Origin of the sequence: Ectopseudomonas oleovorans, from assembly GCF_029845265.1 — a bacterium.
Classification (GTDB): domain Bacteria; phylum Pseudomonadota; class Gammaproteobacteria; order Pseudomonadales; family Pseudomonadaceae; genus Aquipseudomonas; species Aquipseudomonas oleovorans.
Genome location: NZ_JAOCLK010000002.1, coordinates 11,520 through 35,258 on the forward strand (window position 1 = coordinate 11,520; position 23,739 = coordinate 35,258).

General features: G+C 62.9%; 18 protein-coding genes and 3 pseudogenes. 14 read left to right on the forward strand and 7 right to left on the reverse strand.

Annotation, left to right across the window (positions count from 1 at the left end):
- Positions 1–9: 9 nt before the first annotated feature.
- The 4 genes and pseudogenes from gcvP to N5J71_RS22450 form a co-directional block, all read left to right on the forward strand.
- Positions 10–2,862: an aminomethyl-transferring glycine dehydrogenase gene (gcvP, locus tag N5J71_RS01460; protein ID WP_278621108.1), complete on the forward strand. Its 2,853-nt coding sequence runs from the start codon at positions 10–12 to the stop codon at positions 2,860–2,862.
- Positions 2,863–3,055: 193 nt separating this feature from the next.
- A complete protein-coding gene (glyA, locus tag N5J71_RS01465) occupies positions 3,056–4,309 on the forward strand; it encodes a serine hydroxymethyltransferase (RefSeq protein WP_279916169.1) in 1,254 nt (417 codons plus the stop codon).
- Between the two features lie 69 nt (positions 4,310–4,378).
- Complete coding sequence (gene gcvT / locus N5J71_RS01470; protein WP_143510312.1) at positions 4,379–5,503, forward strand: glycine cleavage system aminomethyltransferase GcvT; 1,125 nt, start codon at positions 4,379–4,381, stop codon at positions 5,501–5,503.
- A 387-nt stretch (positions 5,504–5,890) separates the two neighbouring features.
- A pseudogene (locus tag N5J71_RS22450) lies at positions 5,891–6,274 on the forward strand (IS110 family transposase); the annotation flags it as partial.
- 166 nt (positions 6,275–6,440) lie between these two features.
- On the opposite strand, the pseudogene N5J71_RS01480 reads toward N5J71_RS22450, so the two are convergent.
- A pseudogene (locus N5J71_RS01480) lies at positions 6,441–7,013 on the reverse strand (IS5 family transposase).
- A gap of 285 nt (positions 7,014–7,298) precedes the next feature.
- On the opposite strand from N5J71_RS01480, the pseudogene N5J71_RS01485 reads away from it, so the two are divergent.
- Positions 7,299–7,574, forward strand: a pseudogene (locus N5J71_RS01485) (OprD family outer membrane porin); the annotation flags it as partial.
- 67 nt (positions 7,575–7,641) lie between these two features.
- On the opposite strand, the gene N5J71_RS01490 reads toward N5J71_RS01485, so the two are convergent.
- A complete protein-coding gene (locus N5J71_RS01490; RefSeq protein WP_074859357.1) occupies positions 7,642–8,769 on the reverse strand; it encodes a M14 family metallopeptidase in 1,128 nt (375 codons plus the stop codon).
- Positions 8,770–8,923: 154 nt separating this feature from the next.
- Between N5J71_RS01490 and N5J71_RS01495 the strand changes: the two genes are divergently transcribed.
- Entirely contained in the window at positions 8,924–9,460 is a 537-nt protein-coding gene (locus N5J71_RS01495) for a tetratricopeptide repeat protein (RefSeq protein WP_004423607.1), read from the forward strand.
- 32 nt (positions 9,461–9,492) lie between these two features.
- Here N5J71_RS01495 and N5J71_RS01500 read toward each other — a convergent pair whose 3' ends face one another.
- Positions 9,493–10,209, reverse strand: coding sequence for a UTRA domain-containing protein (locus tag N5J71_RS01500; RefSeq protein WP_004423603.1), 717 nt, complete (start codon positions 10,207–10,209; stop codon positions 9,493–9,495).
- A gap of 315 nt (positions 10,210–10,524) precedes the next feature.
- Here N5J71_RS01500 and N5J71_RS01505 point away from each other — a divergent pair, with 315 nt between their 5' ends.
- The 6 genes from N5J71_RS01505 (at position 10,525) to N5J71_RS01530 (ending at position 15,909) form a co-directional block, all read left to right on the forward strand.
- On the forward strand, positions 10,525–11,583 hold the full coding sequence (locus N5J71_RS01505; RefSeq protein WP_074859347.1) for an ABC transporter substrate-binding protein: 1,059 nt from the start codon (positions 10,525–10,527) through the stop codon (positions 11,581–11,583).
- Between the two features lie 263 nt (positions 11,584–11,846).
- Entirely contained in the window at positions 11,847–12,653 is an 807-nt protein-coding gene (locus N5J71_RS01510) for an alkaline phosphatase family protein (protein WP_039964445.1), read from the forward strand.
- Entirely contained in the window at positions 12,650–13,492 is an 843-nt protein-coding gene (locus tag N5J71_RS01515; protein WP_004423597.1) for an ABC transporter permease, read from the forward strand. Before N5J71_RS01510 ends, N5J71_RS01515 begins: the two co-directional genes overlap by 4 nt.
- A complete protein-coding gene (locus N5J71_RS01520; protein ID WP_074859346.1) occupies positions 13,479–14,273 on the forward strand; it encodes an ABC transporter permease in 795 nt (264 codons plus the stop codon). The genes N5J71_RS01515 and N5J71_RS01520 overlap by 14 nt, the downstream gene beginning before the upstream one ends.
- On the forward strand, positions 14,270–15,256 hold the full coding sequence (locus tag N5J71_RS01525; protein ID WP_279916170.1) for an ABC transporter ATP-binding protein: 987 nt from the start codon (positions 14,270–14,272) through the stop codon (positions 15,254–15,256). Before N5J71_RS01520 ends, N5J71_RS01525 begins: the two co-directional genes overlap by 4 nt.
- Positions 15,256–15,909, forward strand: coding sequence for an HAD family hydrolase (locus N5J71_RS01530; protein ID WP_279916171.1), 654 nt, complete (start codon positions 15,256–15,258; stop codon positions 15,907–15,909). Before N5J71_RS01525 ends, N5J71_RS01530 begins: the two co-directional genes overlap by 1 nt.
- 192 nt (positions 15,910–16,101) lie before the next feature.
- Here the strand turns inward: N5J71_RS01530 and N5J71_RS01535 are convergent, their stop codons facing one another.
- Positions 16,102–16,962, reverse strand: coding sequence for a LysR substrate-binding domain-containing protein (locus N5J71_RS01535; protein ID WP_341793774.1), 861 nt, complete (start codon positions 16,960–16,962; stop codon positions 16,102–16,104).
- Positions 16,963–17,105: 143 nt separating this feature from the next.
- Here N5J71_RS01535 and N5J71_RS01540 point away from each other — a divergent pair, with 143 nt between their 5' ends.
- Positions 17,106–17,948 carry a bifunctional allantoicase/(S)-ureidoglycine aminohydrolase gene (locus tag N5J71_RS01540; RefSeq protein WP_004423583.1) on the forward strand — a complete coding sequence of 281 codons (843 nt, stop codon included), beginning with the start codon at positions 17,106–17,108 and terminating at the stop codon, positions 17,946–17,948.
- Positions 17,949–18,103: 155 nt separating this feature from the next.
- Here the strand turns inward: N5J71_RS01540 and ahpF are convergent, their stop codons facing one another.
- The 3 genes from ahpF to N5J71_RS01555 all read right to left on the reverse strand — a co-directional run bounded on the left by ahpF (position 18,104) and on the right by N5J71_RS01555 (position 21,495).
- Complete coding sequence (ahpF, locus tag N5J71_RS01545; protein ID WP_004423582.1) at positions 18,104–19,660, reverse strand: alkyl hydroperoxide reductase subunit F; 1,557 nt, start codon at positions 19,658–19,660, stop codon at positions 18,104–18,106.
- Positions 19,661–19,813: 153 nt separating this feature from the next.
- Positions 19,814–20,377 (reverse strand): alkyl hydroperoxide reductase subunit C, encoded by a 564-nt coding sequence (gene ahpC / locus N5J71_RS01550; protein WP_004423580.1) that lies wholly within the window; start codon positions 20,375–20,377, stop codon positions 19,814–19,816.
- Between the two features lie 155 nt (positions 20,378–20,532).
- Positions 20,533–21,495, reverse strand: a complete 963-nt coding sequence (locus N5J71_RS01555) for an NAD(P)H-quinone oxidoreductase (protein ID WP_084344011.1) — start codon at positions 21,493–21,495, stop codon at positions 20,533–20,535.
- A 128-nt stretch (positions 21,496–21,623) separates the two neighbouring features.
- On the opposite strand from N5J71_RS01555, the gene N5J71_RS01560 reads away from it, so the two are divergent.
- The gene (locus N5J71_RS01560; protein WP_172665315.1) at positions 21,624–23,705 is read left to right on the forward strand and encodes a carboxy terminal-processing peptidase; all 2,082 of its coding nucleotides are present in this window, start codon (positions 21,624–21,626) and stop codon (positions 23,703–23,705) included.
- The last annotated feature ends 34 nt before the right edge of the window (positions 23,706–23,739 follow it).

Genomic DNA, 23,739 nt, shown 5'->3' on the forward strand with positions numbered 1-23,739 from the left:
GTGACCGCCATGACCAAGCTCGATACCCAGAACGAATTCATCGCCCGCCACATCGGCCCGCGCGATGCCGACACCGCAGCCATGCTGCAACTGCTCGGCTATGACTCGGTGGACGCGCTGACCAATGCGGTGATCCCCGAGTCCATCAAGGGCACCAGCATCCTCGGCGAACAGCCGGGCCTGTCGGAAGCCGACGCCCTGGCCAAGATCAAGGCCATCGCCGCGAAGAACCAGCAGTTCAAGAACTACATCGGCCAGGGTTACTACGGCACTCACACGCCGAGCCCGATCCTGCGCAACTTGCTGGAAAACCCGGCCTGGTACACCGCCTACACCCCGTACCAACCGGAGATTTCCCAGGGCCGCCTGGAAGCGCTGCTGAACTTCCAGACCCTGGTCAGCGACCTCACCGGCATGCAGATCGCCAACGCATCGCTGCTGGATGAAGCCACCGCTGCCGCCGAGGCCATGACCTTCTGCAAGCGTCTGTCGAAAAACAAGGCCGCCAACACCTTCTTCGTTTCCCAGCACTGCCACCCGCAGACCCTCGACGTGCTGCGCACCCGTGCCGAGCCGCTGGGCATCGACATCGAAGTCGGTGACGAAGCCGCCATCACTGACGCCAGCGCCTACTTCGGCGCGCTGCTGCAGTACCCGGCAAGCAACGGCGACATCTTCGACTACCGCGCCCTGGTCGAGCGTTTCCATGCCGCCAACGCCTTGGTCGCCGTCGCTGCCGACCTGCTGGCTCTGACCCTGCTCACCCCGCCGGGCGAGTTCGGCGCCGACGTCGCCCTGGGCAGCGCCCAGCGCTTTGGTGTACCGCTGGGCTTCGGTGGCCCGCATGCTGCCTACTTCGCCACCCGCGACGCGTTCAAGCGCGATATGCCGGGCCGCCTGGTCGGCATGTCGGTCGACCGTTTCGGCAAGCCGGCCCTGCGCCTGGCCATGCAGACCCGCGAGCAGCACATCCGCCGCGAGAAGGCCACCAGTAACATCTGTACCGCCCAGGTGCTGCTGGCCAACATCGCCAGCATGTACGCCGTGTACCACGGTCCGAAAGGCCTGACCGCCATCGCTCAACGCGTACACAGCTTCACCGCGATCCTCGCCCTGGGCCTGACCAAGCTGGGCCACAGCGTCGAGCAGCAGCACTTCTTCGACACCCTGAGCATCAAGACCGGCGCCAAGACCGCCGAGCTGCATGCCAAGGCCCGTGCTGCCGGCATCAACCTGCGCGAGATCGACGCCGAGCGCCTGGGTCTGTCGCTGGACGAAACCACTGACCAAGCCGCCGTCGAGGCGCTGCTGAACCTGTTCGCCGCTGACCAGGCCGCGCCTGCCGTAAGCGAACTCGCTGCACAGATCGCCAGCCGCCTGCCAGAAGGCCTGCTGCGCCAATCGGCGATCCTGCAGCACGAAGTGTTCAACCGCTACCACAGCGAAACCGAGCTGATGCGCTACCTGCGCAAGCTGGCCGACAAGGACCTGGCCCTGGATCGCAGCATGATCCCGCTGGGCTCCTGCACCATGAAGCTCAACGCCGCCAGCGAGATGATCCCGGTCACCTGGCCGGAATTCGGCAATCTGCACCCCTTCGCTCCGGTCGAGCAGGCCGCCGGCTACACCCAGCTGACCACTGAGCTGGAAGCCATGCTCTGCGCCGCCACCGGCTACGACGCCGTGTCGCTGCAGCCCAACGCCGGCTCCCAGGGCGAGTACGCGGGCCTCTTGGCCATTCGCGCCTACCACCTGAGCCGTGGCGACGATCAGCGCGACATCTGCCTGATCCCGCAATCGGCCCACGGCACCAACCCGGCGACCGCCTCCATGGCCGGCATGCGCGTGGTGGTGACCGCCTGTGATGCGCGCGGCAACGTCGACATCGCCGATCTGAAGGCCAAGGCCGAAGAGCACAAGGATCGCCTGGCTGCGATCATGATCACCTACCCGTCCACCCACGGTGTGTTCGAGGAAGGCATTCGCGAGATCTGCCAGATCATCCACGACAACGGCGGCCAGGTGTACATCGATGGCGCCAACATGAACGCCATGGTCGGCCTCTGCGCCCCTGGCCAGTTCGGCGGCGACGTGTCGCACCTGAACCTGCACAAGACCTTCTGCATCCCGCACGGCGGCGGCGGCCCGGGCGTCGGCCCGATTGGCGTCAAGTCGCACCTGGCGCCGTTCCTGCCGGGCCATGCGCACATGGCACGCAAGGAAGGTGCAGTCAGCGCCGCGCCGTTCGGCAGCGCCAGCATCCTGCCGATCACCTGGATGTACATCACCATGATGGGCGGCAACGGCCTCAAGCGCGCGTCACAGATGGCCATCCTCAACGCCAACTACATCGCCCGTCGCCTGGAAGAGCACTACCCGGTGCTGTACTCCGGCGAAGGCGGCCTGGTGGCGCACGAGTGCATCCTCGACATCCGTCCGCTCAAGGACAGCAGCGGCATCAGCGTCGACGATGTGGCCAAGCGCCTGATCGACTTCGGCTTCCATGCCCCGACCATGTCCTTCCCGGTGGCCGGCACCCTGATGATCGAGCCGACCGAGAGCGAGTCCAAGGAAGAACTGGATCGCTTCTGCGACGCCATGATCGCCATCCGCGAGGAAATTCGCGCGGTCGAGCAAGGCCGTCTGGACAAGGACGACAACCCGCTGAAGAACGCCCCGCACACTGCCCTGGAACTGGTCGGCGACTGGCACCACGCCTACAGCCGCGAGCAGGCGGTGTACCCGCTGGCGACCCTGATCGAGGCCAAGTACTGGCCGCCGGTCGGTCGCGTGGACAACGTCTACGGCGACCGCAACCTGGTCTGCGCCTGCCCGTCCATCGAGGCGTATCAGGACGCGTAAGCACGGTGAACGTCCCCTCTCCCGCTTGCGGGAGAGGGCCGGGGGAGAGGGCAAGACGGTTCACGCCCCCTCTCCCTAGCCCTCTCCCCGAGGGGAGAGGGAACCGTTCTTCGCTTCATCCAGTTTCTTTCGGCTCCTCCTTCACCGGGGCGGGCCGACTGCATCCCGAAAAAACAATAAAGAGGGCCTCACCATGTTCAGCAAGCACGACCAACTGCAAGGCTATGACGACGCCCTCCTCGCGGCGATCCAGGCCGAAGAACAGCGCCAGGAAGACCATATCGAGCTGATCGCCTCGGAGAACTACTGCAGCCAGCGCGTGATGCAGGCGCAAGGCAGTGGCCTGACCAACAAGTACGCCGAAGGCTATCCGGGCAAGCGCTACTACGGTGGCTGCGAGCATGTGGACAAGGTCGAGGCACTGGCCATCGAGCGCGCCAAGCAGCTGTTCGGCGCCGACTACGCCAACGTGCAGCCGCACTCCGGCTCGTCGGCCAACAGTGCTGTCTATCTGGCGCTACTCAATGCCGGCGATACCATCCTCGGCATGAGCCTGGCCCACGGCGGCCACCTGACCCACGGCGCCAAGGTGTCGTCCTCGGGCAAGCTGTACAACGCCGTGCAGTACGGCATCGACGAGAACGGCCTGATCGATTACGCCGAAGTCGAGCGCCTGGCCATCGAACACAAGCCGAAGATGATCGTCGCCGGTTTCTCGGCTTACTCGCGCGTGCTGGACTTCCCGTGTTTCCGCGCCATTGCCGACAAGGTCGGTGCCCTGCTGTTCGTCGATATGGCGCACGTGGCGGGCCTGGTTGCCGCCGGTCTGTACCCCAACCCGCTGCCCTTCGCCGACGTGGTCACCACCACCACGCACAAGACCCTGCGCGGCCCGCGTGGCGGCCTGATCCTCGCGCGCAAGAACGAGGAGATCGAGAAGAAGCTCAACTCCGCCGTCTTCCCCGGCGCCCAGGGCGGCCCGCTGATGCACGTGATCGCGGCCAAGGCGGTGTGCTTCAAGGAAGCACTGGAGCCAGGCTTCAAGACCTACCAGCAGCAAGTGATCGACAACGCCCGCGCCATGGCGGCAGTGTTCGTCGAGCGCGGCTATGACGTGGTCTCCGGCGGTACCGACAACCACCTGATGCTGATCAGCCTGGTCAAGCAGGGCCTGACCGGCAAGGCGGCTGACGCGGCCCTTGGCGATGCCCATATCACGGTGAACAAGAACGCCGTGCCAAACGACCCGCAGTCGCCGTTCGTCACCTCCGGCATCCGCATCGGTACCCCGGCGGTGACCACTCGCGGCTTCAAGGAAGGTGAATGCCGCACCTTGGCCGGCTGGATCTGCGACATCCTCGACGACCTGGAAAACCCGGCCGTGATCGAGCGCGTGCGCGGCCAGGTCGCCGACCTGTGCGCCACCTTCCCGGTCTACGCTGACTGATACCCGACTGACCACGGGCCGCGCGGCGGCCCCAACCGGTGCGCGCGGCGCACCCAACAGGAAATCGACATGACCACTGAAACTCTCGCCAAGACTCCGCTGCATGCCCTGCACCTCGAACTCGGCGCGCGCATGGTGCCCTTCGCCGGCTATGACATGCCCGTGCAATACCCGCTGGGCGTGATGAAGGAGCACCTGCACACCCGCGAGGCCGCCGGCCTGTTCGACGTTTCGCACATGGGCCAGATCCTGCTGCGTGGCGAGAACGCCGCGCGCGCCCTGGAAACCCTGGTGCCGGTGGACATCATCGACCTGCCGGTGGGCATGCAGCGCTACGCCATGTTCACCGATGCTCAGGGCGGCATCCTCGACGACCTGATGGTCGCCAACCTGGGCGACGACACCCTGTACGTTGTGGTCAACGCCGCCTGCAAGGATCAGGACCTGGCCCACCTGCAGAAGCACATTGGCGAGCAGTGCCAGATCGAGTGCCTGTTCGAAGAGCGCGCCCTGCTCGCCCTGCAAGGCCCGAAAGCGGTCGACGTGCTGGCCCGCCTGGCCCCGGAAGTGAGCAAGATGACCTTCATGCAGGTCGCCCGCGTGCGCCTGCTGGGCAGCGAGTGCATCGTCAGCCGCAGCGGCTACACCGGCGAAGACGGTTACGAGATTTCCGTCGCCGTCGACCAGGCCGAAGCCCTGGCGCGCAGCCTGCTGGCCGAAGTGGAAGTCGAAGCCATCGGCCTCGGCGCGCGTGACTCGCTGCGCCTGGAAGCCGGCCTGTGCCTGTACGGCCACGACATGAGCACCAGCACCACGCCGATCGAAGCTGGCCTGCTTTGGGCGATCTCCAAGGTGCGTCGTGCCGATGGCGAGCGTGCCGGCAACTTCCCGGGCGCCGAGCGCGTGTTCGAGCAGCAGCAAACAGGCGTGGCGCGCAAGCGCGTCGGCCTGCTGCCGCAGGAGCGTGTACCGGTGCGTGAAGGCGCGGAAATCGTCGATGCCGACGGCCAGGTGATCGGCCAGGTGTCCAGCGGTGGCTTCGGCCCGAGCCTGGGCGCGCCGGTGGCCATGGGTTACGTCAACGCCAGCCACGTCGTCATCGATAGCGACGTCTGGGCCGTGGTGCGCGGCAAGCGCGTGGCGATGAAAGTGGCCAAGACCCCATTCGTGCCGCAGCGCTACTACCGCGGCTGATTTGCGACGTAGCCCTGCTCTGTAGGAGCCGCGCCTCGCGGCGAATGCGCCTAAAGACGCAAAAAGCTTCGCCTCGGGGCGAGGTTCCTACACGCATCGCGTGCCCTCTGCTCCGTAGTTCGTAAGGCGGGTGAACCCCGCCACATAGCCCTGGCGGGTTGCACCCGCCCTACAGATGACTACTCCGTACCCGGATGCAATTCGCGGATGCCCTGAAAAGCTCCCGGCTTGCATCCGGGCTTGTCATCGTTCCTACCCCCTGATCCGCTCGTAAGGCACCCGCTCGCGTCCAGCGCGCTGCGTCTTCACCCACCAGTTCAGTTCGTAGGGCGGGTGAAACCCGCCACATAGCCCTGGCGGGTTGCACCCGCCCTACAGATGACTACAGTCAACGAAGTTCGTGGGTTGCTGGCCGAGTTTGGTTTGATCGAATCACGCAAAGGCGTTGCGGCAACCCGCGAACTACTGTGTCGGGCGATCGATGATTCAGATAGCAGCATGCCTGGCTCGATGCGAGAGCTGCTGAGGGGGTTGAGCGAAGAGTTGCAAGGGTATGACGAGCGCGGAGACAAATACTTGCGCACGTTGCTGATCCACGGATCGCGCTCAGTGCTCAAGCACTGCCAGAGCAAGACGGACAAGCGCAGTGATTGGCTGAGCCAGCTAATGTGCCGACGCAACAAGAACATCGCCACGGTAGCCTTGGCGAACAAGAATGCCCGGATTATCTGGGCGATCCTCAGCAAGGGTGAACAGTATCAGCCTTGCTGAACAGCAAAGTGCAACACCTGGAGACGCAACCGTAGTAGAGATCCACTCGATTGCACAGTGACATGAACTGATGACGAACCGGTCGCACCGACCTGTGTGAAACCTGCTGCATCCATCGGCCCTCTGCTTTGCAAGGCCGCTAGCCCAGTTAGGGTCTGTTGCCGTTTCACATAGGTAACCAGAGAAAGGCACAGGCCATGGCCACGACGCTTTCGTAATTTCTCTTGAGCTTGTCGAACCGAGATGCCACTGCCCGGTAGTGCTTTAGCCGGGCGAAGGCGTTCTCCACCAAGTGCCGGTTGCGGTAAAGACCTCTGTCCAGATCCGCGTTGCCTTTCACGGAGTTACGCTTTCTCGGGATCACGGCCTTGGCCCCTTGTTGCTCAACCTGCTGCCGAACTCTCTCGCTGTCATAGCCCTTGTCCGCGACAATGGTTTCTGCCTCCGGGAGCTTGGCAATCAAGGCGGGAGCCTGGGTGCAATCATTGATTTGTCCCCCGTAATTTCAAATTCGATGGGCAGTCCATGAGCATCAACTGCCAGGTGAATCTTGCTGGTATTGCCAGCTCGACTTTTTCCTATGGCCTCATCGTTGCCGCTGGCAGCGCCTGCACTGTGTTGGTGAGCCTTGGCATAGCAGCCATCAATGAACACGCATTCCATTGTTGTAGATGGCCTTGCTCAGCAGAATTTCCCGCAGCTTCGACCAATGCTCATCACTGAGCAATAATCGGGGCATTGTAAACTCGTATGAATGTTGGATCAGAGCTTCAACGATACGAGTTTTCTCTTACGTATCAATTGGTTAGTGAAAAACGGCAACAGCCCCTAGCCTGCTCGGCATCCATCGCCGCCACACGCCATAGAACCGGATTCGCCGGAGGCTGACGTCAGCCACCAGCGATGACCGGCCGCCTTCGGCCGGGCTATCGCCCTCTACGGGCAAACACAACATTCCCATCATGCAGGTCCTGATGCAGACCGGCAGGGGATGGTTCGTTCAAAAACTGGGAGCACAACAACAATGACCACACGCAACATCATTCCATTGGCCCTGCTCGGCAGCACGGCTCTGGCCCTGGTTATGCCGACCACCACGCACGCTGCCGGCTTCGTCGCAGACGCCAAGGTCACCCTAGGCCTGCGCAACTACTACTTCAACCGTAACTTTCTAAACCAGACTCAGAGCGGTCAGGGCCAGGCTTCAGGCTGGACTCAGAGCTTCACTCTCGATGCCCGCTCCGGCTACACCCAAGGCACCGTCGGTTTCGGCCTCGATGTTTTGGGCCTGTACTCGGTATAGCTCGACGGTGGTCATGGGACGCCGTACGCACCGGCTTACACTCCATCAGCCGGCACGCCCAGTTTCAGCGCAAGCGCCCAACCATCTGCGCCAGCACGGTCAACACATCCTGCCCCAGCTTCTGCGAGCGTGCGCCATTCCAGCCAGTGCGCGGCTGCGGGTTGTCGTCGTGGTCCTTGAACGGCATCTCGATGGTGAACGACAGGCAATCGAAGGCCTGGCCAACGGCGTTGCAGGCCAGAGTCAGGTTGGCTTGACCCGGCTCGTCCCGCGGATAACCGAAACGGGTCTGAAACTCGGCGCCGATACCAACCAGACGACTGCGGAAGTCTTCCTCCAGCGCAGCCAACCGTGGGGTGTACCCCGGATTGCCCTCGCAACCGGCGGTGAACACGTGAGGGATCTCTTCGTCGCCGTGGATATCGAGGAACAGGTCGACGCCAATACGCTGCATGTGCTGCAGCACGAACAGCACTTCGGGACTGCGCTCCGAGCTGGCTGACTGCCAGGCGCGATTGAGGTCCTGCCCGGCATGGTTGGTGCGCAGATGACCGCGATAGGCACCGTCCGGGTTCATGTTCGGCACCAGATAGAACTCTGCCTCGGCCAACAGCGCGGCGATCTCGGCATCCTGCGGATTCTGCAAACGCTCGATCAGCCCTTCCATGAACCACTCGGCCATGTGCTCCCCCGGATGCTGCTGGGCGATGACCCACAGTTTGCGCGCAGCGCCCGCCTGGCCACCGATGCGCAGTAGCTGGATATCACGACCTTCCAGGCTTCTGCCGCTGGCCACCAGTTCAGCACCGCGCTCCAGAGCGTTGGCGATCAGGCGTTCATGCCGCGCTCGCGGGTAAGGCTCGAAATAAGCGAACCAGATGCACTCGTGCTCGGCTTGCAACTCGAAGTGCAGTTGCCCGTCCTGATAACGGGTGGGCACGCGAAACCAGTCCTGCTGATCGTAGCTGGCCACCGCCTGATAATCGTCCCAGGCGCGGTTGTAGGCCGACTGCCCGGCATTGGTCAGGCAGAAGCCATATCCCTGGCCAGGTTGCAGGCCCTCGACCTGAAAGTGAAACCACTGGAAATGGTGGCTGTTGAGGTCCGGCCGCATGGCCAGCAGTACGCGTTGCGGGTCGCTGGCATCGACGACCTGAATGTTGCCACTGTCGAAATCCGCACTGATCTTCATGACTGCCTCGTAAGCGAAACCAGCGCTCAGGATTGCAGTTCATGGCGCGAGTGTGAAGTCGCACCGCGACAGACTGATCAACGACAGCGAACTATGGTGGCCAGGGTCAGCCTAATAGCGACTTGCCCTGTTTCCCGCCTACGGAGTTTCTGCCATGCCCAGCCCGATCAACCTGCGTCACGCTACCACTGCCCTGCTCGCCATCGCGTTGCTGGCGGGCTGCGCCGGGCGTGAGCCTGACTCCAGCGCGCCGGAAAAACAGCCACAGGTGGAACAGCCCGTCACCCAGACCGAGCAGGATCAACTGCGCCAGCAGGCCCACCGTGGCGATCTGGAAAGCCAGTTCCAGCTCGGCAGCAGCTACTTCGTCGGCCAGCCGGAAAAGAACCTCAAGCAGGCCGAGTACTGGTGGAAGCAGGCCGCCGACAAGGGCCACGCCATGGCTGCAGTGAGCCTGGCCTACCTCTACACCGGGCGCGACGCCCCTGAGTTCGCTAACCAGCGTGACATGCTCAAGTACCTCAACCAGTCAGCTGCTGCGGGCAACCCGATGGCACAGCATGTACTGGGCAACCTCTACCGTCGCGGTGAAGGCGGCGTACCACGCGACCCTGACCAGGCCCAGCACCTGTACCAGAGTGCCTGCCAGCAGAACTACGAGCAGTCCTGCCTGGCACTGGGTCGCCAATAATCTGCTGATGGCAACAACACGGACACAACCCGCTACTCCGGGACCTCGACGCTGACGTGAATGGCGTCGTGGCGCCAGAACTCCAGATCGCAGTCGATAATGCGCCCATGCTGGTCACGATTGACCCGGGTGATGCGCAGCGCCGGGCTGCCCGGCGCCACCTTGAGGCAGGCCGCGGCCTCGGCGTGCAAGGCGGTGGGCACCATCTCGAAACGCACCCGACCATAACGAATGCCATATTCGCTGGCGTAGAGGTCGGTCAGCGAGCGGGTCAGGTCGAACTCGAGAATGCCGGGAAAGTAGGCCGGGTTGAGGTAGTGCTCGACATACAGCACCAGACGCCCGTCGATACGCCGCGCACGGCACACCTGATAGACGCTCGACAACGCCGGCAACTCCAGCACCTGACAGATATGCGCACTGGCTGGCATCAAGCGCGCACTCAGCACTACGGTCGCCGGCACCCGCCCCTGCTCGGCAACCATGGCATGAAAGTGAGTACGCACCAGCGGGTTGTAGACCACCCGCTGCGGCGAAACGAACCAGCCCCGGCGCTCCTCGCGATAGATCAGCCCCTGCGCCTCCAGTTGGCCGAGTGCCTCGCGCAGGGTGATGCGCGTGGTATCGAACAACTCACTGAGTTTGCGCTCGGCCGGCAACTTGCTGCCGGCAGGCAACAAACCACGGTCGATCTGCTCCTGCAAAGCGCTACAGATGAGGGTGACGGCCCGCGGCGCTGCTTCGCGCATCAACACTTCCCCTTTTGGACTAGTCCAGCCCATTACAGGGCAACAATCACTCGCTCAGATGGGCTACAAGACTAGGCAATCTAGATGACTGATAGATGACAGCCATGCTGCAAGCACGCCGCATGCCACCGTCACATCCACTCACGGCCCGCGAAATCAGCCACTTATCCATGGTCTACGCTTGATGAGCGCGCCAGCTGACTGCACCTAGACATCTGCCACTCATGGCCGGACATAAAACTGTCACCGAAGGCGCTTAGATTGGCTCGGGTATTGCTGATCTAGACCAACACTCTCACTGCAAAGGAGTTTCCAATGAAACAACTGCTGCTGGCTTCACTGATGGGTTCGGCCATCGCCCTGGCGACCTCCGCCATGGCCAAAGGCACCGACTTGCAGGCACTGGAACAGGCTGCACGCGCCGAAGGCGCGGTGAATAGCGTGGGTATGCCCGACAGCTGGGCCAACTGGAAAGACACCTGGGCGGACCTGGCGCGCCTCTACGGTCTCAAGCATCAGGACACCGACATGAGCTCGGCGCAGGAAATCGCCAAGTTCGCCGCCGAGAAGGAAAACGCTACCGCCGATATCGGTGACGTCGGCGCCGCCTTCGGCCCCATCGCAGTGCAGCAGGGTGTCACCCAGCCGTACAAGCCGAGCACCTGGGCGCAGATTCCGGATTGGGCCAAGGATGAAGATGGCCACTGGATGCTGGCCTACACCGGCTCCATCGCCTTTATCGTCAACAAGCAACTGGTCAAGGACATCCCGCGTTCCTGGGCCGACCTCAAGACCGGCACCTACAAGGTCTCAGCCGGGGACGTCAGCACCGCTGCGCAAGCGGTCAACGGTGTACTGGCGGCTGCCATCGCCATGGGCGGCAACGAGAGCAACGTGCAACCGGCCCTGGATTTCTACGGCGAACTGGCCATGCAGCGTCGCCTGTCGCTGGCCAACCCGACCATCCAGACCCTGGAGAAGGGCGAAGTGGAAGTCGGCATCGTCTGGGACTTCAACGGCCTGAGCTACCGCGACCAGATCGACCCCGAGCGCTTCGAGGTGCTGATCCCGTCTGACGGTTCGGTGATCTCCGGTTACACCACCATCATTAACAAGTGGGCGAAGAACCCCAACGCCGCCAAGCTGACCCGCGAATACATCTTGAGCGACGCCGGGCAGATCAACCTGGCCAAGGGCAACGCCCGCCCGATCCGTGCCGAGCACATCGAGCTGCCGGCCGAGGTGCAGGCCAAGCTGCTGCCGCAAGGGCAGTACGCCAAGGTCCAGCCGATCAAGGATGCCGCTGCCTGGGAGGCCACCTCCAAGGCCCTGCCGCGCCTGTGGCAGGAGCACGTGATCATCAATATGAACTGATGCCGTAGCCCGGAGGTAATCCTGGGTGTTCTTGGGCATTACCTTGAATGCTGCATGCACGCGATTGGCTCCCCTCTCCCATTCATGGGAGAGGGGCTGGGGGAGAGGGCTGAAAACACCGCGAATCTGCCGGTTTTCCCCTCTCCCTAACCCTCTCCCCAAAGGGGCGAGGGGACTGACCGCGTTCGACCGTTGCTTATGTGAACAATATGACGGCACTTCTCCCGGATCATCTCCGGGCTACGACCGAACGAGAGAAATCCATGAAGCACAACGTCATTCTGGTGGTACTGGATGGCCTGAGCTATCAGGTGGCCCAGCATGCGCTGGGGCATCTGCAGGCATACTGTCAGGCCGGACGCGCCGCGCTGTACAAGCTCGACTGCGCCCTGCCGGCGCTGTCCCGCCCGCTCTACGAATGCATCCTCACCGGCGTGGCGCCCATCGACAGCGGCATCGTCAATAACGATGTGGTGCGCCTGTCCAATCAGCGCAGCATCTTTCACTACGCCCGCGACGCCGGGCTGAGCACCGCCGCCGCGGCCTATCACTGGGTCAGCGAGTTGTATAACCGTGCGCCCTTCGTTGCCGCCCGCGACCGCCACACCAGCGATGAGTCGCTACCGATCCAGCACGGCCACTTCTACTACGCCGACCACTACCCGGATTCGCACCTGTTCGCCGATGCCGACAGCCTGCGCCAGCGCCATAGCCCCAACCTGCTGCTGGTGCACCCGATGAACATCGACGACGCCGGCCACAAGCACGGTCTCGACAGCTCGCAGTACCGCAACGCCGCGCGCAAGGCCGACGTGCTGCTGGCCGAATACATCCAGACCTGGCTCGACGCCGGTTACCAGATCCTGGTGACCGCCGACCACGGCATGAACAACGACCGCAGCCATAACGGCGTGCTGCCGGAAGAGCGCGAAGTGCCGCTGATCGTTCTCGGCAGCGCCTTCAGCCTCGATCCTGCAGCCCGCCCGCAACAGACCGAACTGTGCGGCACTATCTGCCAGCTACTCGGCGCAGCCCACGACAAACCCTGGTGCAGGGAGCTGCTTGCATGAAGTCCACCATATCCAGCAAGGGTTGGGCACTGCTGTGCCTGGTGCCCTTCGCCCTGTTCTTCTTCGCCTTCCAGATCGCGCCGCTGGCCTGGGTGGCGAGCAACAGTCTGAATACCGCCGAAGGCTGGGGCCTGGGCAATTTCCAGCAGGCCTTCTCCTCGCCGTTCTACCGTCAGGCCATGCGCCACAGCCTGGAGGTCGCCTTCTGGTCGAGCCTGTTCGGCATCGTCATCGCCATCATCGGCAGCTATTCGCTGCGCCAGGTCAGCAGCCGCCTGCGCGATTTCGTCATGGCCTTCTCCAACATGACCAGCAACTTCTCCGGGGTGCCGCTGGCCTTCGCCTTCATCATCCTGCTCGGCTTCAACGGCGCGCTGACCATCCTGCTCAAGCAGATGGGCGTGATCGAGGACTTCAACCTCTACTCCAAGACCGGCCTGATCGTCCTTTACACCTACTTCCAGATTCCCCTCGGCGTATTGCTGCTCTATCCGGCCTTCGACGCCCTGCGCGAAGACTGGCGCGAGTCGGCCGAACTGCTCGGCGCCAGCACCTGGCAGTTTTGGCGGCATATCGGCCTGCCGGTGCTGACCCCGGCGCTGCTCGGCACCTTCGTCATCCTCCTGGCCAACGCCCTGGGCGCCTACGCCACGGTGTATGCGCTGACCACCGGCAATTTCAACATCCTGCCGATCCGTATCGCGGCGATGGTCTCCGGCGACATCTTCCTCGACCCCAACATGGCCAGCGCGCTGGCCATGGTGCTGGTCGGCCTGATGACCCTGATCACCATCGTCCACCAATGGCTGCTGCGCCGGAGCTACCATGTCGCCCGCTGAAAAACGCTCGCCGCTGTTCCACCAACTGGTGGTCTACCTGCTGTTTCTGATCCTGCTGCTGCCGCTGCTCGGCACCCTGGTGTACTCGCTGTCCACCAGTTGGTCGGCGACCATCCTGCCCAGCGGTTTCACCTTCAAGTGGTACCTGGCGCTGTGGAGCGATGCACGCTTTCTCGCCGCCTTCGGCCGCTCGCTGCTGGTCTGCTTCGGCGCCCTGGCGCTGGCACTGCTGCTGATCCTGCCGCTGCTGTTCGTGGTCAACTACCACTTCCCCAGACTGGACGGCGTGATGAACGTGCTGATCCTGCTGCCGTTCGCCATTCCGCCGGTGGTGTCCTCGGTGGGCCTGATGCAGCTGTTCGCATCCGGCCCGCTGCCGATCCTCGGTACGCCATGGATCCTCATCGGCTGCTACTTCACCATCGCCCTGCCCTTTATGTACCGAGCGATCACCAACAACCTGCAGGCGATCAACCTGCGCGACCTGATGGACGCCGCCCACCTGCTGGGTGCCAGCACCTGGCGCGCGGCCTTCATGGTGGTGCTGCCGAATCTGCGCAAGGGTTTGATGGTTTCGGTGTTCCTGTCCTTCAGCTTCCTGTTCGGCGAATTCGTCTTCGCCAACCTGCTGGTGGGCAGCCGCTACGAGACGCTGCAGGTGTACCTGTACAACATGCGTAACGACAGCGGCCACTTCACCAGCGCCCTGGTGATCTCCTATTTCATGTTCGTGCTGCTGATGACCTGGGCAGCCAACCGTCTGAACAAGGACAAATCATGAGTTACCTGAATATCCGCGGTCTGCATAAAAGCTACGGCGCAACGCCCATCTTCACCGACATCAATATCGAGATCGGCCAGGGCCAGTTCATCACCCTGCTCGGCCCTTCCGGCTGCGGCAAGTCCACCCTGCTGCGCTGCATCGCCGGCCTGACGGCGGTCGACGGCGGACAGATCCTGCTGGGCGGTGAGGACCTGGTACCCGTTGCGCCGCAAAAGCGCGGCATCGGCATGGTGTTCCAGAGCTATGCGCTGTTCCCCAATATGACCGTGCAACAGAACGTCGCCTTCGGCCTGCGCATGCAGAAAATCCCAGCCGCCGAGGCCAGCAAGCGCGTCGCCGAGGTGCTGGAACTGGTGGAGCTCAACGACTACGCCAATCGTTACCCGCAGCAACTCTCCGGCGGCCAGTGCCAGCGCGTGGCCCTGGCCCGTTCGCTGGTCACCCGCCCGCGCCTGCTACTGCTCGATGAGCCGCTGTCGGCACTGGATGCGCGCATCCGCAAACACCTGCGCGAACAGATCCGCGCCATCCAGCGCGAGCTGGGCCTGACCACCATCTTCGTCACCCACGATCAGGAAGAGGCGCTGGTCTTGTCCGACCGCATCGTGCTGATGAACGGCGGCCAGATCGTCCAGAGCGGCGACGCCGAAACTCTCTACACCGCGCCGGCCGATGCCTTCGCCGCCGGCTTTATCGGCAACTACAACCTGCTCGATGCCGAGGCTGCCAGCCGCCTGCTCGGCCAACAGATCGGCAGCCGCGTGGCGATTCGTCCGGAAGCCATCCAGATCGCCGCTCAAGGCATCGAGGGACGGATTCTCGGCCACAGCCTACTCGGCAATGTGATCCGCTACCGCATCGAGGCCCGCGGTGTGGAGCTGACCGTGGACGTGCTCAACCGTTCGGCCGCCGACCTGCACGCAGCCGGTCAGGCGGTCAACCTGACTATCGACAACCATGCAATTCGTGAGGTGGCCTGATGGCCCTGGCAATCTTCGACCTGGACGAAACCCTGATTCATGGCGACTGCGCCAGCCTGTGGACGCAGGAAATGGTGAAAATCGGCTGGGCCGATGGCGACTCCTTCATCGCCCACGAACAGGAGCTGATGCGTCAGTACGCCGCCGGCACCCTGGCCATGGAGGACTACATGGCCTTCACCCTGTCGCCGCTGGTCGGCCGCACGCCCGAGGAAGTCGCCCATGTGGTCGAGCCCTTCGTCGAGGACGTGATCGAGCCGATCTTCTACAGCGACGCCAGCCGCACCCTGGCCGCACACCGCGCCGCTGGCGATCGCCTGCTGGTGATCTCCGCCTCGGCACACTTCCTGGTCAGCGCCATCGCAGAGCGCTTCGGCATCGATGAGGTGCTGGCCATCGACCTGGAGCTGCAGCACGGCTTCTACAGCGGGCGTACCCAAGGCGTACTGACCTACCGCGAAGGCAAGGTCACCCGCCTGCACGCCTGGCTCGCCGAGCAGGGCGAAAGCCTACTCGGCGCAAGCTTCTACTCCGACTCGCGCAACGACCTGCCGCTGCTGCAGGTGGTCGAAAAGCCCTTCACCGTCAACCCGGATCCGACTCTACGCGCCCATGCCGAACAGGCTGGCTGGCCGATCCTGGAGTGGCGCTGAGAGCCATGGCTTTCTTCGCCGAACTCACGGGCCGGTAGAACCTGTAGGAGCGAGCTCTGCTCGCGAACCCAGACAACGCAAAATCTTCGCGAGCAGAGCTCGCTCCTACAAGGGGCGGGTGTTTCGGATCTGCCACCGAGAACCGGGCGACTGATTGTGCAACGGCGCTGAAAGCCACGGCACGCCAGCGACTCAACCCTGCACTGCCATGATCCGCTCGCAGGCGCCGATCAATGCCGCCGCCAGTTCCCGTGCGTAACCGGGCAACTGGTTGCGCGCATGCAGGGCCACTTCCACCGGCGCTACCGGGGCGAAGCCTTCGGCCTCGCCCAGTTCACGGTGCTCGGCAGTGATCAAGCGACGCGGCAACAGGGTCAGACCCAGCCCGCCTTCGGCCGCGGCGCTGACGCCGGGCAAACTGCTGCTGACATAGGCGATGCGCCAGGGCTTGCCCATGGCGTCCAGCGCGTGAGTCATCTCCAGGCGGTACAGCCCATTGGGCGGGAACACCGCCAGCGGTACCGGATTGCGCGCCAGCACCGGGCGCGCGCGGCTATCCAACCAGGCCAGCGGTTCGGCCCAACTGGCCAGGCCCTTGGCACTGCCGGCACGCTGCTTGATCAACGCCAGGTCCAGTTCGCCGGCATTGAACGCGCGCCACACGTCATGACTGAGGCCGCTGGTGATCTCCAGGCGAATGCCCGGATGCGCGTCGGCGAAATCGGCCAGATAGGGCGTCAGGCTGTTGGCGGCGAAATCGTCCGGCACGCCAAGGCGCACCTCGCCCTCCACCGCGCTCTGCCCCAGCGCCAGCATGGCTTCATCCATCAGTGCGACGATGCGGTTGGCGTAACCGAGCAGGCGTTCGCCCTCGGTGGTGGTCACCACATAGCGACCACTACGGTCGAGCAGCTCGGCGCCGATTTGCTCTTCCAGACGGCGCACCTGCTGGCTGACGGTGGACTGCGTCAGGTGCAGGCTGGCCGCCGCGCGGGTGAAACCACCGGTCTGCACCACGGTGAGAAAACTGCGTAACAGCACCGGATCGAGCATATTGCCACCCATCACGAAACCCACTGACAGGCATTCTACTATTTAATTTCCGAATCGAGCTGCGACTTTCTATAGTGCACGGGAGTCAAATTTCCGCGCAGGGACAGCACCCTGCGCCATTCACCCGCCGAGGCACCTTCTCGATGAGCAAAACGCCCTACTACTACGCCCCGCATGGCGGCCATCCCGGTCAGGAACAACTGCTGACCGACCGCGCCATGTTCACCGAAGCCTATGCCGTGATCCCCAAAGGCGTGATGCGTGACATCGTCACCAGCCACCTGCCGTTCTGGGACAACATGCGCATGTGGGTCATCGCCCGCCCGCTGACCGGCTTCGCCGAAACCTTCTCGCAGTACATCGTCGAAGTCGGCCCGAACGGCGGCAGCGACAAGCCTGAGCTCGACGCCACCGCCGAAGGCGTGATCTTCGTCGTCGAAGGCACCTGCGACCTGACCCTCAACGGCACCCAACACGCCCTGCGTCCGGGTAGCTACGCCTTCATCCCGCCAGAAAGCGATTGGTCGCTGCGCAACAACGGCAGCGAAGCGGTGCGTTTTCACTGGCTGCGCAAGGCCTATCAACCAGTCGAAGGCGTGCCGTATCCGGAAGCCTTCGTCACCCACGAGCAGGACATCGAGCCGATCGTCATGCCCGGCACCGAAGGCCGCTGGAGCACCACGCGCTTCGTCGAGATCAGCGACATGCGCCATGACATGCACGTCAACATCGTCAATTTCGAACCGGGCGGTGTGATCCCCTTCGCCGAAACCCACGTCATGGAACACGGCCTGTACGTGCTCGAAGGCAAGGCGGTGTACCGCCTGAACCAGGACTGGGTCGAAGTGGAAGCCGGCGACTTCATGTGGCTGCGCGCCTTCTGCCCCCAGGCCTGCTACGCCGGCGGCCCGAGCCGCTTCCGCTACTTGCTGTATAAGGATGTGAACCGCCAGATGCCGCTGACCCTGGGCGGCCTGAAGCGCTGAGCGCGCCGCCCTAGGGACAGGGCGTAACTGTGGGAGCGAGCTCTGCTCGCGAATCGCTGGGATTGCGATATTCGCGAGCAGAGCTCGCTCCTACGGATGTCTTTAAATGAAAAGGCCACCCCGAGGGGTGGCCTTTGCGTTTCTGCAACAACCGATCAGCTATGGCGGATCAGGTGATCGAAGGCAGAGAGCGATGCCTTGGCACCTTCGCCTACGGCAATCACGATCTGCTTGTAGGGCACAGTGGTCACGTCACCGGCGGCGAACACGCCGGGGATGTTGGTGGCGCCCTTGGCGTCGACGATGATCTCGCCGAAGCGGTTGAGTTCCACCGTGCCTTTCAGCCAGTCGCTGTTGGGCAGCAGACCGATCTGCACGAAGATGCCTTCCAGCTCGACGGTGTGCAGCTCCTCGGTAGTGCGATCCTTGTACACCAGGCCGTTGACCTTCTGACCGTCGCCCTTGACCTCGGTGGTCTGCGCGCTCTTGATCACGGTCACGTTGGGCAAGCTATAGAGCTTCTTCTGCAGCACGGCGTCGGCACGCAGGGTGTCGGCGAACTCCAGCAGGGTCACGTGGGCGACGATGCCGGCCAGGTCGATGGCTGCCTCGACGCCGGAGTTACCGCCGCCGATCACCGCCACACGCTTGCCCTTGAACAGCGGGCCGTCGCAGTGCGGGCAGAAGCACACGCCCTTGGCCTTGTATTCCTGCTCGCCAGGTACACCCATCTCGCGCCAGCGGGCGCCAGTGGAGAGGATCACGGTCTTGGCCTTGAGGGTCGCGCCGTTGTCGAACTTCACTTCGTGCAGGCCGCCTTCGCTGCTGGCCGGCACCAGAGCCGAAGCGCGCTGCAGGTTCATCACGTCGACCTCGTATTCCTTGACGTGTTCCTCCAGAGCACGCACCAGTTTCGGGCCTTCGGTTTCCTTGACCGAGATAAAGTTCTCGATGGCCATGGTGTCCAGCACCTGACCGCCAAAGCGCTCGGCGGCAATGGCAGTACGGATACCTTTACGCGCGGCGTAGATCGCAGCAGAAGCACCCGCCGGTCCACCGCCGACTACCAGTACATCGAAGGCATCCTTGGCGCTCATCTTCTCAGCGTCGCGGTTGGCAGCGCCGGTGTCGATCTTGGCAAGGATTTCCTTCACTTCCATACGGCCGGAAGCGAACACCTCGCCGTTCAGGTAGACGCTCGGTACGGCCATTATCTGGCGGCGCTCGACTTCTTCCTGGAACAGCGCGCCGTCGATCGACACGTTGCGGATATTGGGGTTGAGCACGGCCATCAGGTTCAGCGCCTGGACCACGTCCGGGCAGTTCTGGCAGGACAGCGAGAAGTAGGTTTCGAACTCGAAACGGCCTTCGATGCTCTTGATCTGCTCGATGGTTTCCGCGTCCAGCTTGGACGGGTGGCCGCCGACCTGCAGCAGAGCCAGCACCAGCGAGGTGAACTCGTGGCCCATGGGGATACCGGCGAAGACAACGCCGGTGTCTTCACCCGGACGATTCAGGGCGAAGGACGGACGGCGGGCATCGTTGCCGTCGGTCTTCAGGGTGATCTTGTCAGTCAGGCTGACGATGTCGTTGAGCAGTCCGAGCAGCTCTTGCGATTTTTCGCCGTCATCGAGGGAGGCAACGATCTCGAACGGCAGGCTCACCCTTTCCAGGTAGGCCTTCAATTGGTCTTTAAGATTTGCATCCAACATGACGGGAGTCATCCTCTAGCGAATTTCAGATATAAAAACGCCCGGGCGGATTGCGCCCGGGCGTTCGGGCACCTGAGGAAGCCCTGTAGGACTTCTTGAAGCGGAAAACGGGATGGAGTGCAGCGCTTAACGCTGCAAATCCATGTTCGTTTTTTAGATCTTGCCGACCAGGTCCAGGGACGGAGCCAGGGTCTTCTCGCCTTCCTTCCACTTGGCCGGGCAGACTTCACCCGGGTGAGCGGCGGTGTACTGGGCGGCCTTCAGCTTGCGCAGGGTCTCGCCGACGTCGCGGGCGATCTCGTTGGAGTGGATTTCCACGGTCTTGATCACGCCTTCCGGGTTGATCACGAAGGTGCCGCGCAGGGCCAGACCTTCTTCGTCGATGTGCACGTCGAAGGCACGGGTCAGCTGATGGGTCGGATCGCCGATCAGCGGGAACTGAGCCTTGCCAACAGCCGGCGAAGTTTCGTGCCAGACCTTGTGCGAGAAGTGAGTGTCGGTGGTCACGATGTAGACCTCGGCACCGGCCTTCTGGAACTCGGCGTAGTTGTTGGCAGCGTCTTCGATTTCGGTCGGGCAGTTGAAGGTGAAGGCAGCCGGCATGAAGATCAGAACCGACCACTTGCCCTTCAGGCTCTGCTCGGTGACTTCGATGAACTTGCCGTTGTGGAAAGCGTTGACTTTGAACGGTTGTACCTGAGTGTTGATGAGAGACATCTTTGACTCCTTCTGAGGTTTCTGTGAGGGTTTGAAATTTACAGGGCGTATCTTAGCGACCTAACAAAAAAAAGCTTATTGATTACGACCATGATATTGATTGAATGAGCCAATCGTTGGCCAAGCCCGCACCAGGCACGGGCTAGAGCTACTGCTCAGACAAGATCGGGATCGATAAGCAGCGCGATTTTACCCGCAACCTGATTACCGGCGAGTGTCTCGAATGCCGCTTCACTGTCTTTGAGGGCAAAACTGCGCTCGAGTTGCGGCTTTAACCGCCCCTCGGCAAACAGCGGCCAGACCTGTTGCTGCAGATCATGCAACAGGTCGGCCTTGAACGAGTCGTCGCGATTGCGCAGGGTCGAGCCGATCAGTTGAACGCGCTTGCCCAGCACCAGGGCCAGGTCCAGGGTGGCCTCGCGTCCGCCCATCAAACCAATATTGATCCAACGACCATCACGGGCCAGCAATTCCAGGTTGAGCGCCGCGTACTGCCCGCCAACCGGATCGAGGATCACATCGAACGGTCCGAAATCACGCAGCGCTTGCAGGTCTTCGCCGCGCAGGGCACCGCCCTGGGCACCGAGCGATTCGCAGTAGGCCAACCGCTCGGCAGAGCCGACGCTGACCCAGCAAGGGCTGCCGAATGCCTTGCACAGCTGGATAGCAGCCGAGCCGACACCGCTGGCGCCGGCATGCAGCAGGACCTTCTCACCGGGGCGCAGGGCTCCGAGCTGGAACAGATTGAGCCAGGCGGTGGCATAGACCTCGGGCACCACAGCCGCCTCGACCAGGCTCAAGCCTTCTGGCACCGGCATGGCGTGGCGAGCATCGAGCACCACCTCTTCGGCCATGCCACCACCGGCAAGCAGACAGCAGACGCGATCCCCCACCTGCCAGGCGCTGCCGGCGCCAACTTCAACAACTACCCCGGCGCACTCCAGGCCCAGCGCCTGGCTCGCACCAGGCGGCGGCGGATAAAGCCCGGCGCGCTGCAACAGGTCAGCCCGGTTGAGCCCAGCGGCAGCCACCTTGACCCGAATCTGCCCCGCGTCACAGGTCTGCGCCGGTTGTTCCAGCCACTCTGCACGCCCTTCAACGCCTTGCAATGCCTTCATGCTGCCTCCATAGTGCAAGTGAACCGAGCCCAGCGCAGAACGCCGGGCTTTCGCCTAGCGCCAACGGAACCTGGCGCCCTCAAATACGGCCTAATATGCGTTATCAACTGCCACTACGTCGAATCAGCATGAAGCGATCTCTTGCAAGCACCGCCCTCGCCCTCGTACTCGGCTTCAGTGCCCTGCCGCTGGCGGCCAAGACCACCGCAGCGACCAGTTGGGACTATCTGCAGCCGGATCGCGAGCAGGTGATCGCCAGCCTCAACGTAGTGGAGCTGCTGCGCCGCCATCACTACAACAAGCCGCCGCTGAACGACGAACGCTCGATTCAGATCTACGACAACTACTTGAAGTTGCTCGATCCATCGCGCAGCTATTTCACTGCCGCTGACATCGCCGAATTCAACCAGTGGCGCACCCGCTTCGATGACCTGCTGAAAAGCGGCGACCTCGAACCCGGCTTCACCATCTTTCGCCGCCTCCTGACCCGCACGGAAGAGCGCCTGAACTATGCGTTGGCGGAACTGGGCAAGGGCGTCGACAAGATCGATTTCAGCATCGATGAAGAGCTGCAGGTCGATCGCGAAAAAGCGCCCTGGGCCAAAGACCGCGCTGAACTCGATGAACTGTGGCGCAAGCGTGTCAAAGACGAAGTGCTGCGACTGAAGATCGCCGGCAAGGAAACCAAGGACATCCAGGAACTGCTGACCAAGCGCTACAAGAACCAGTTGGCGCGCCTCAAGCAGACCCGTGGCGAGGACGTGTTCCAGACCTACATCAACGCCTTCGCCACCACCTACGACCCGCACACCACTTATCTGTCACCGGATAATGCGGAAAACTTCGACATCAACATGAGCCTGTCGCTCGAAGGCATCGGCGCCGTCCTGCAAAGCGACAACGAGCATGTCAAGGTGGTGCGCCTGGTGCCTGCCGGCCCAGCTGAAAAGAGCAAGCAGATCGCACCGGCCGACAAGATCGTCGGCGTCGCCCAGGGCAATGATGAAATGGTCGACGTGATCGGCTGGCGCCTGGACGAAGTGGTCAAGCTGATTCGCGGCCCGAAAGGTTCCACCGTGCGCCTGGAAGTGATTCCGGCCAGCAATCCGCCCAGCGACCAGACCAGCAAGGTGGTCACCATCACCCGCGAAGCAGTCAAGCTGGAAGAGCAAGCTGCCAAGAAGAAGGTTCTGGAGCTCAAGCACGAGGGGCGTGATTACAAGCTCGGCGTCATCGAACTGCCGGCCTTCTACCTCGACTTCAAGGCCTTCCGCGCTGGCGACCCGAACTACAAGAGCACCACCCGTGACGTCAAACGCCTGCTCGACGAGCTGCAGGCCGAGAAGGTCGACGGCGTGGTCATCGACCTGCGCAACAACGGCGGTGGCTCGCTGCAGGAAGCCACCGAACTGACCAGCCTGTTCATCGAACAGGGCCCCACCGTACTGGTGCGCAACGCCGACGGCCGTGTCGACGTACTCGCCGACGAGAACAAGGGCGTTTACTACAGCGGCCCACTGGCCGTGCTGGTCAACCGCCTGTCCGCCTCGGCCTCGGAAATTTTCGCCGGCGCCATGCAGGATTATCACCGCGCACTGATTCTCGGCGGCCAGACCTTCGGCAAGGGCACGGTGCAAACTATCCAGCCGCTCAATCACGGCGAGCTGAAACTGACCCTGGCCAAGTTCTATCGCGTGTCCGGGCAGAGCACCCAGCACCAGGGCGTGATCCCGGACATCACCTACCCGGATGTCATGGACACCAAAGACATCGGCGAAAGCGCACTGCCCGCTGCCCTGCCCTGGGACAGCATCCGCCCGGCGATCACCCCCGAGCTTGACCCGATCAAACCGTTCCTGAGCGAGCTCAAGGCCCGTCATGAGCAGCGCACCGCCCAGGATCCGGACTTCGTCTTCACCCGTGAGCGCCTGACCCTGGCCAAGAAGCTGATGGCCGAAACCACCGTCAGCCTCAACGAGCAGACCCGTCGTGCACGTCAGGCCGAAGTCGAAGCCAAGCAACTGGCACTGGAAAACAACCGCCGCCGGGCCAAGGGCGAAGAGCCACTCAAGGAACTGACCAAGGAAGACGAAGAGGCACTGCCAGTCGCCGATGAAAAGAGCACACCGGAAGACGATGCCTACCTGGCAGAGAGCGGACGCATCCTGCTCGACTACCTGGGCCTGAACCCCTCGCTGGCGCTGCATTGAGGCGCTTCAAGCAGCATCATCAAATCGTCATCGA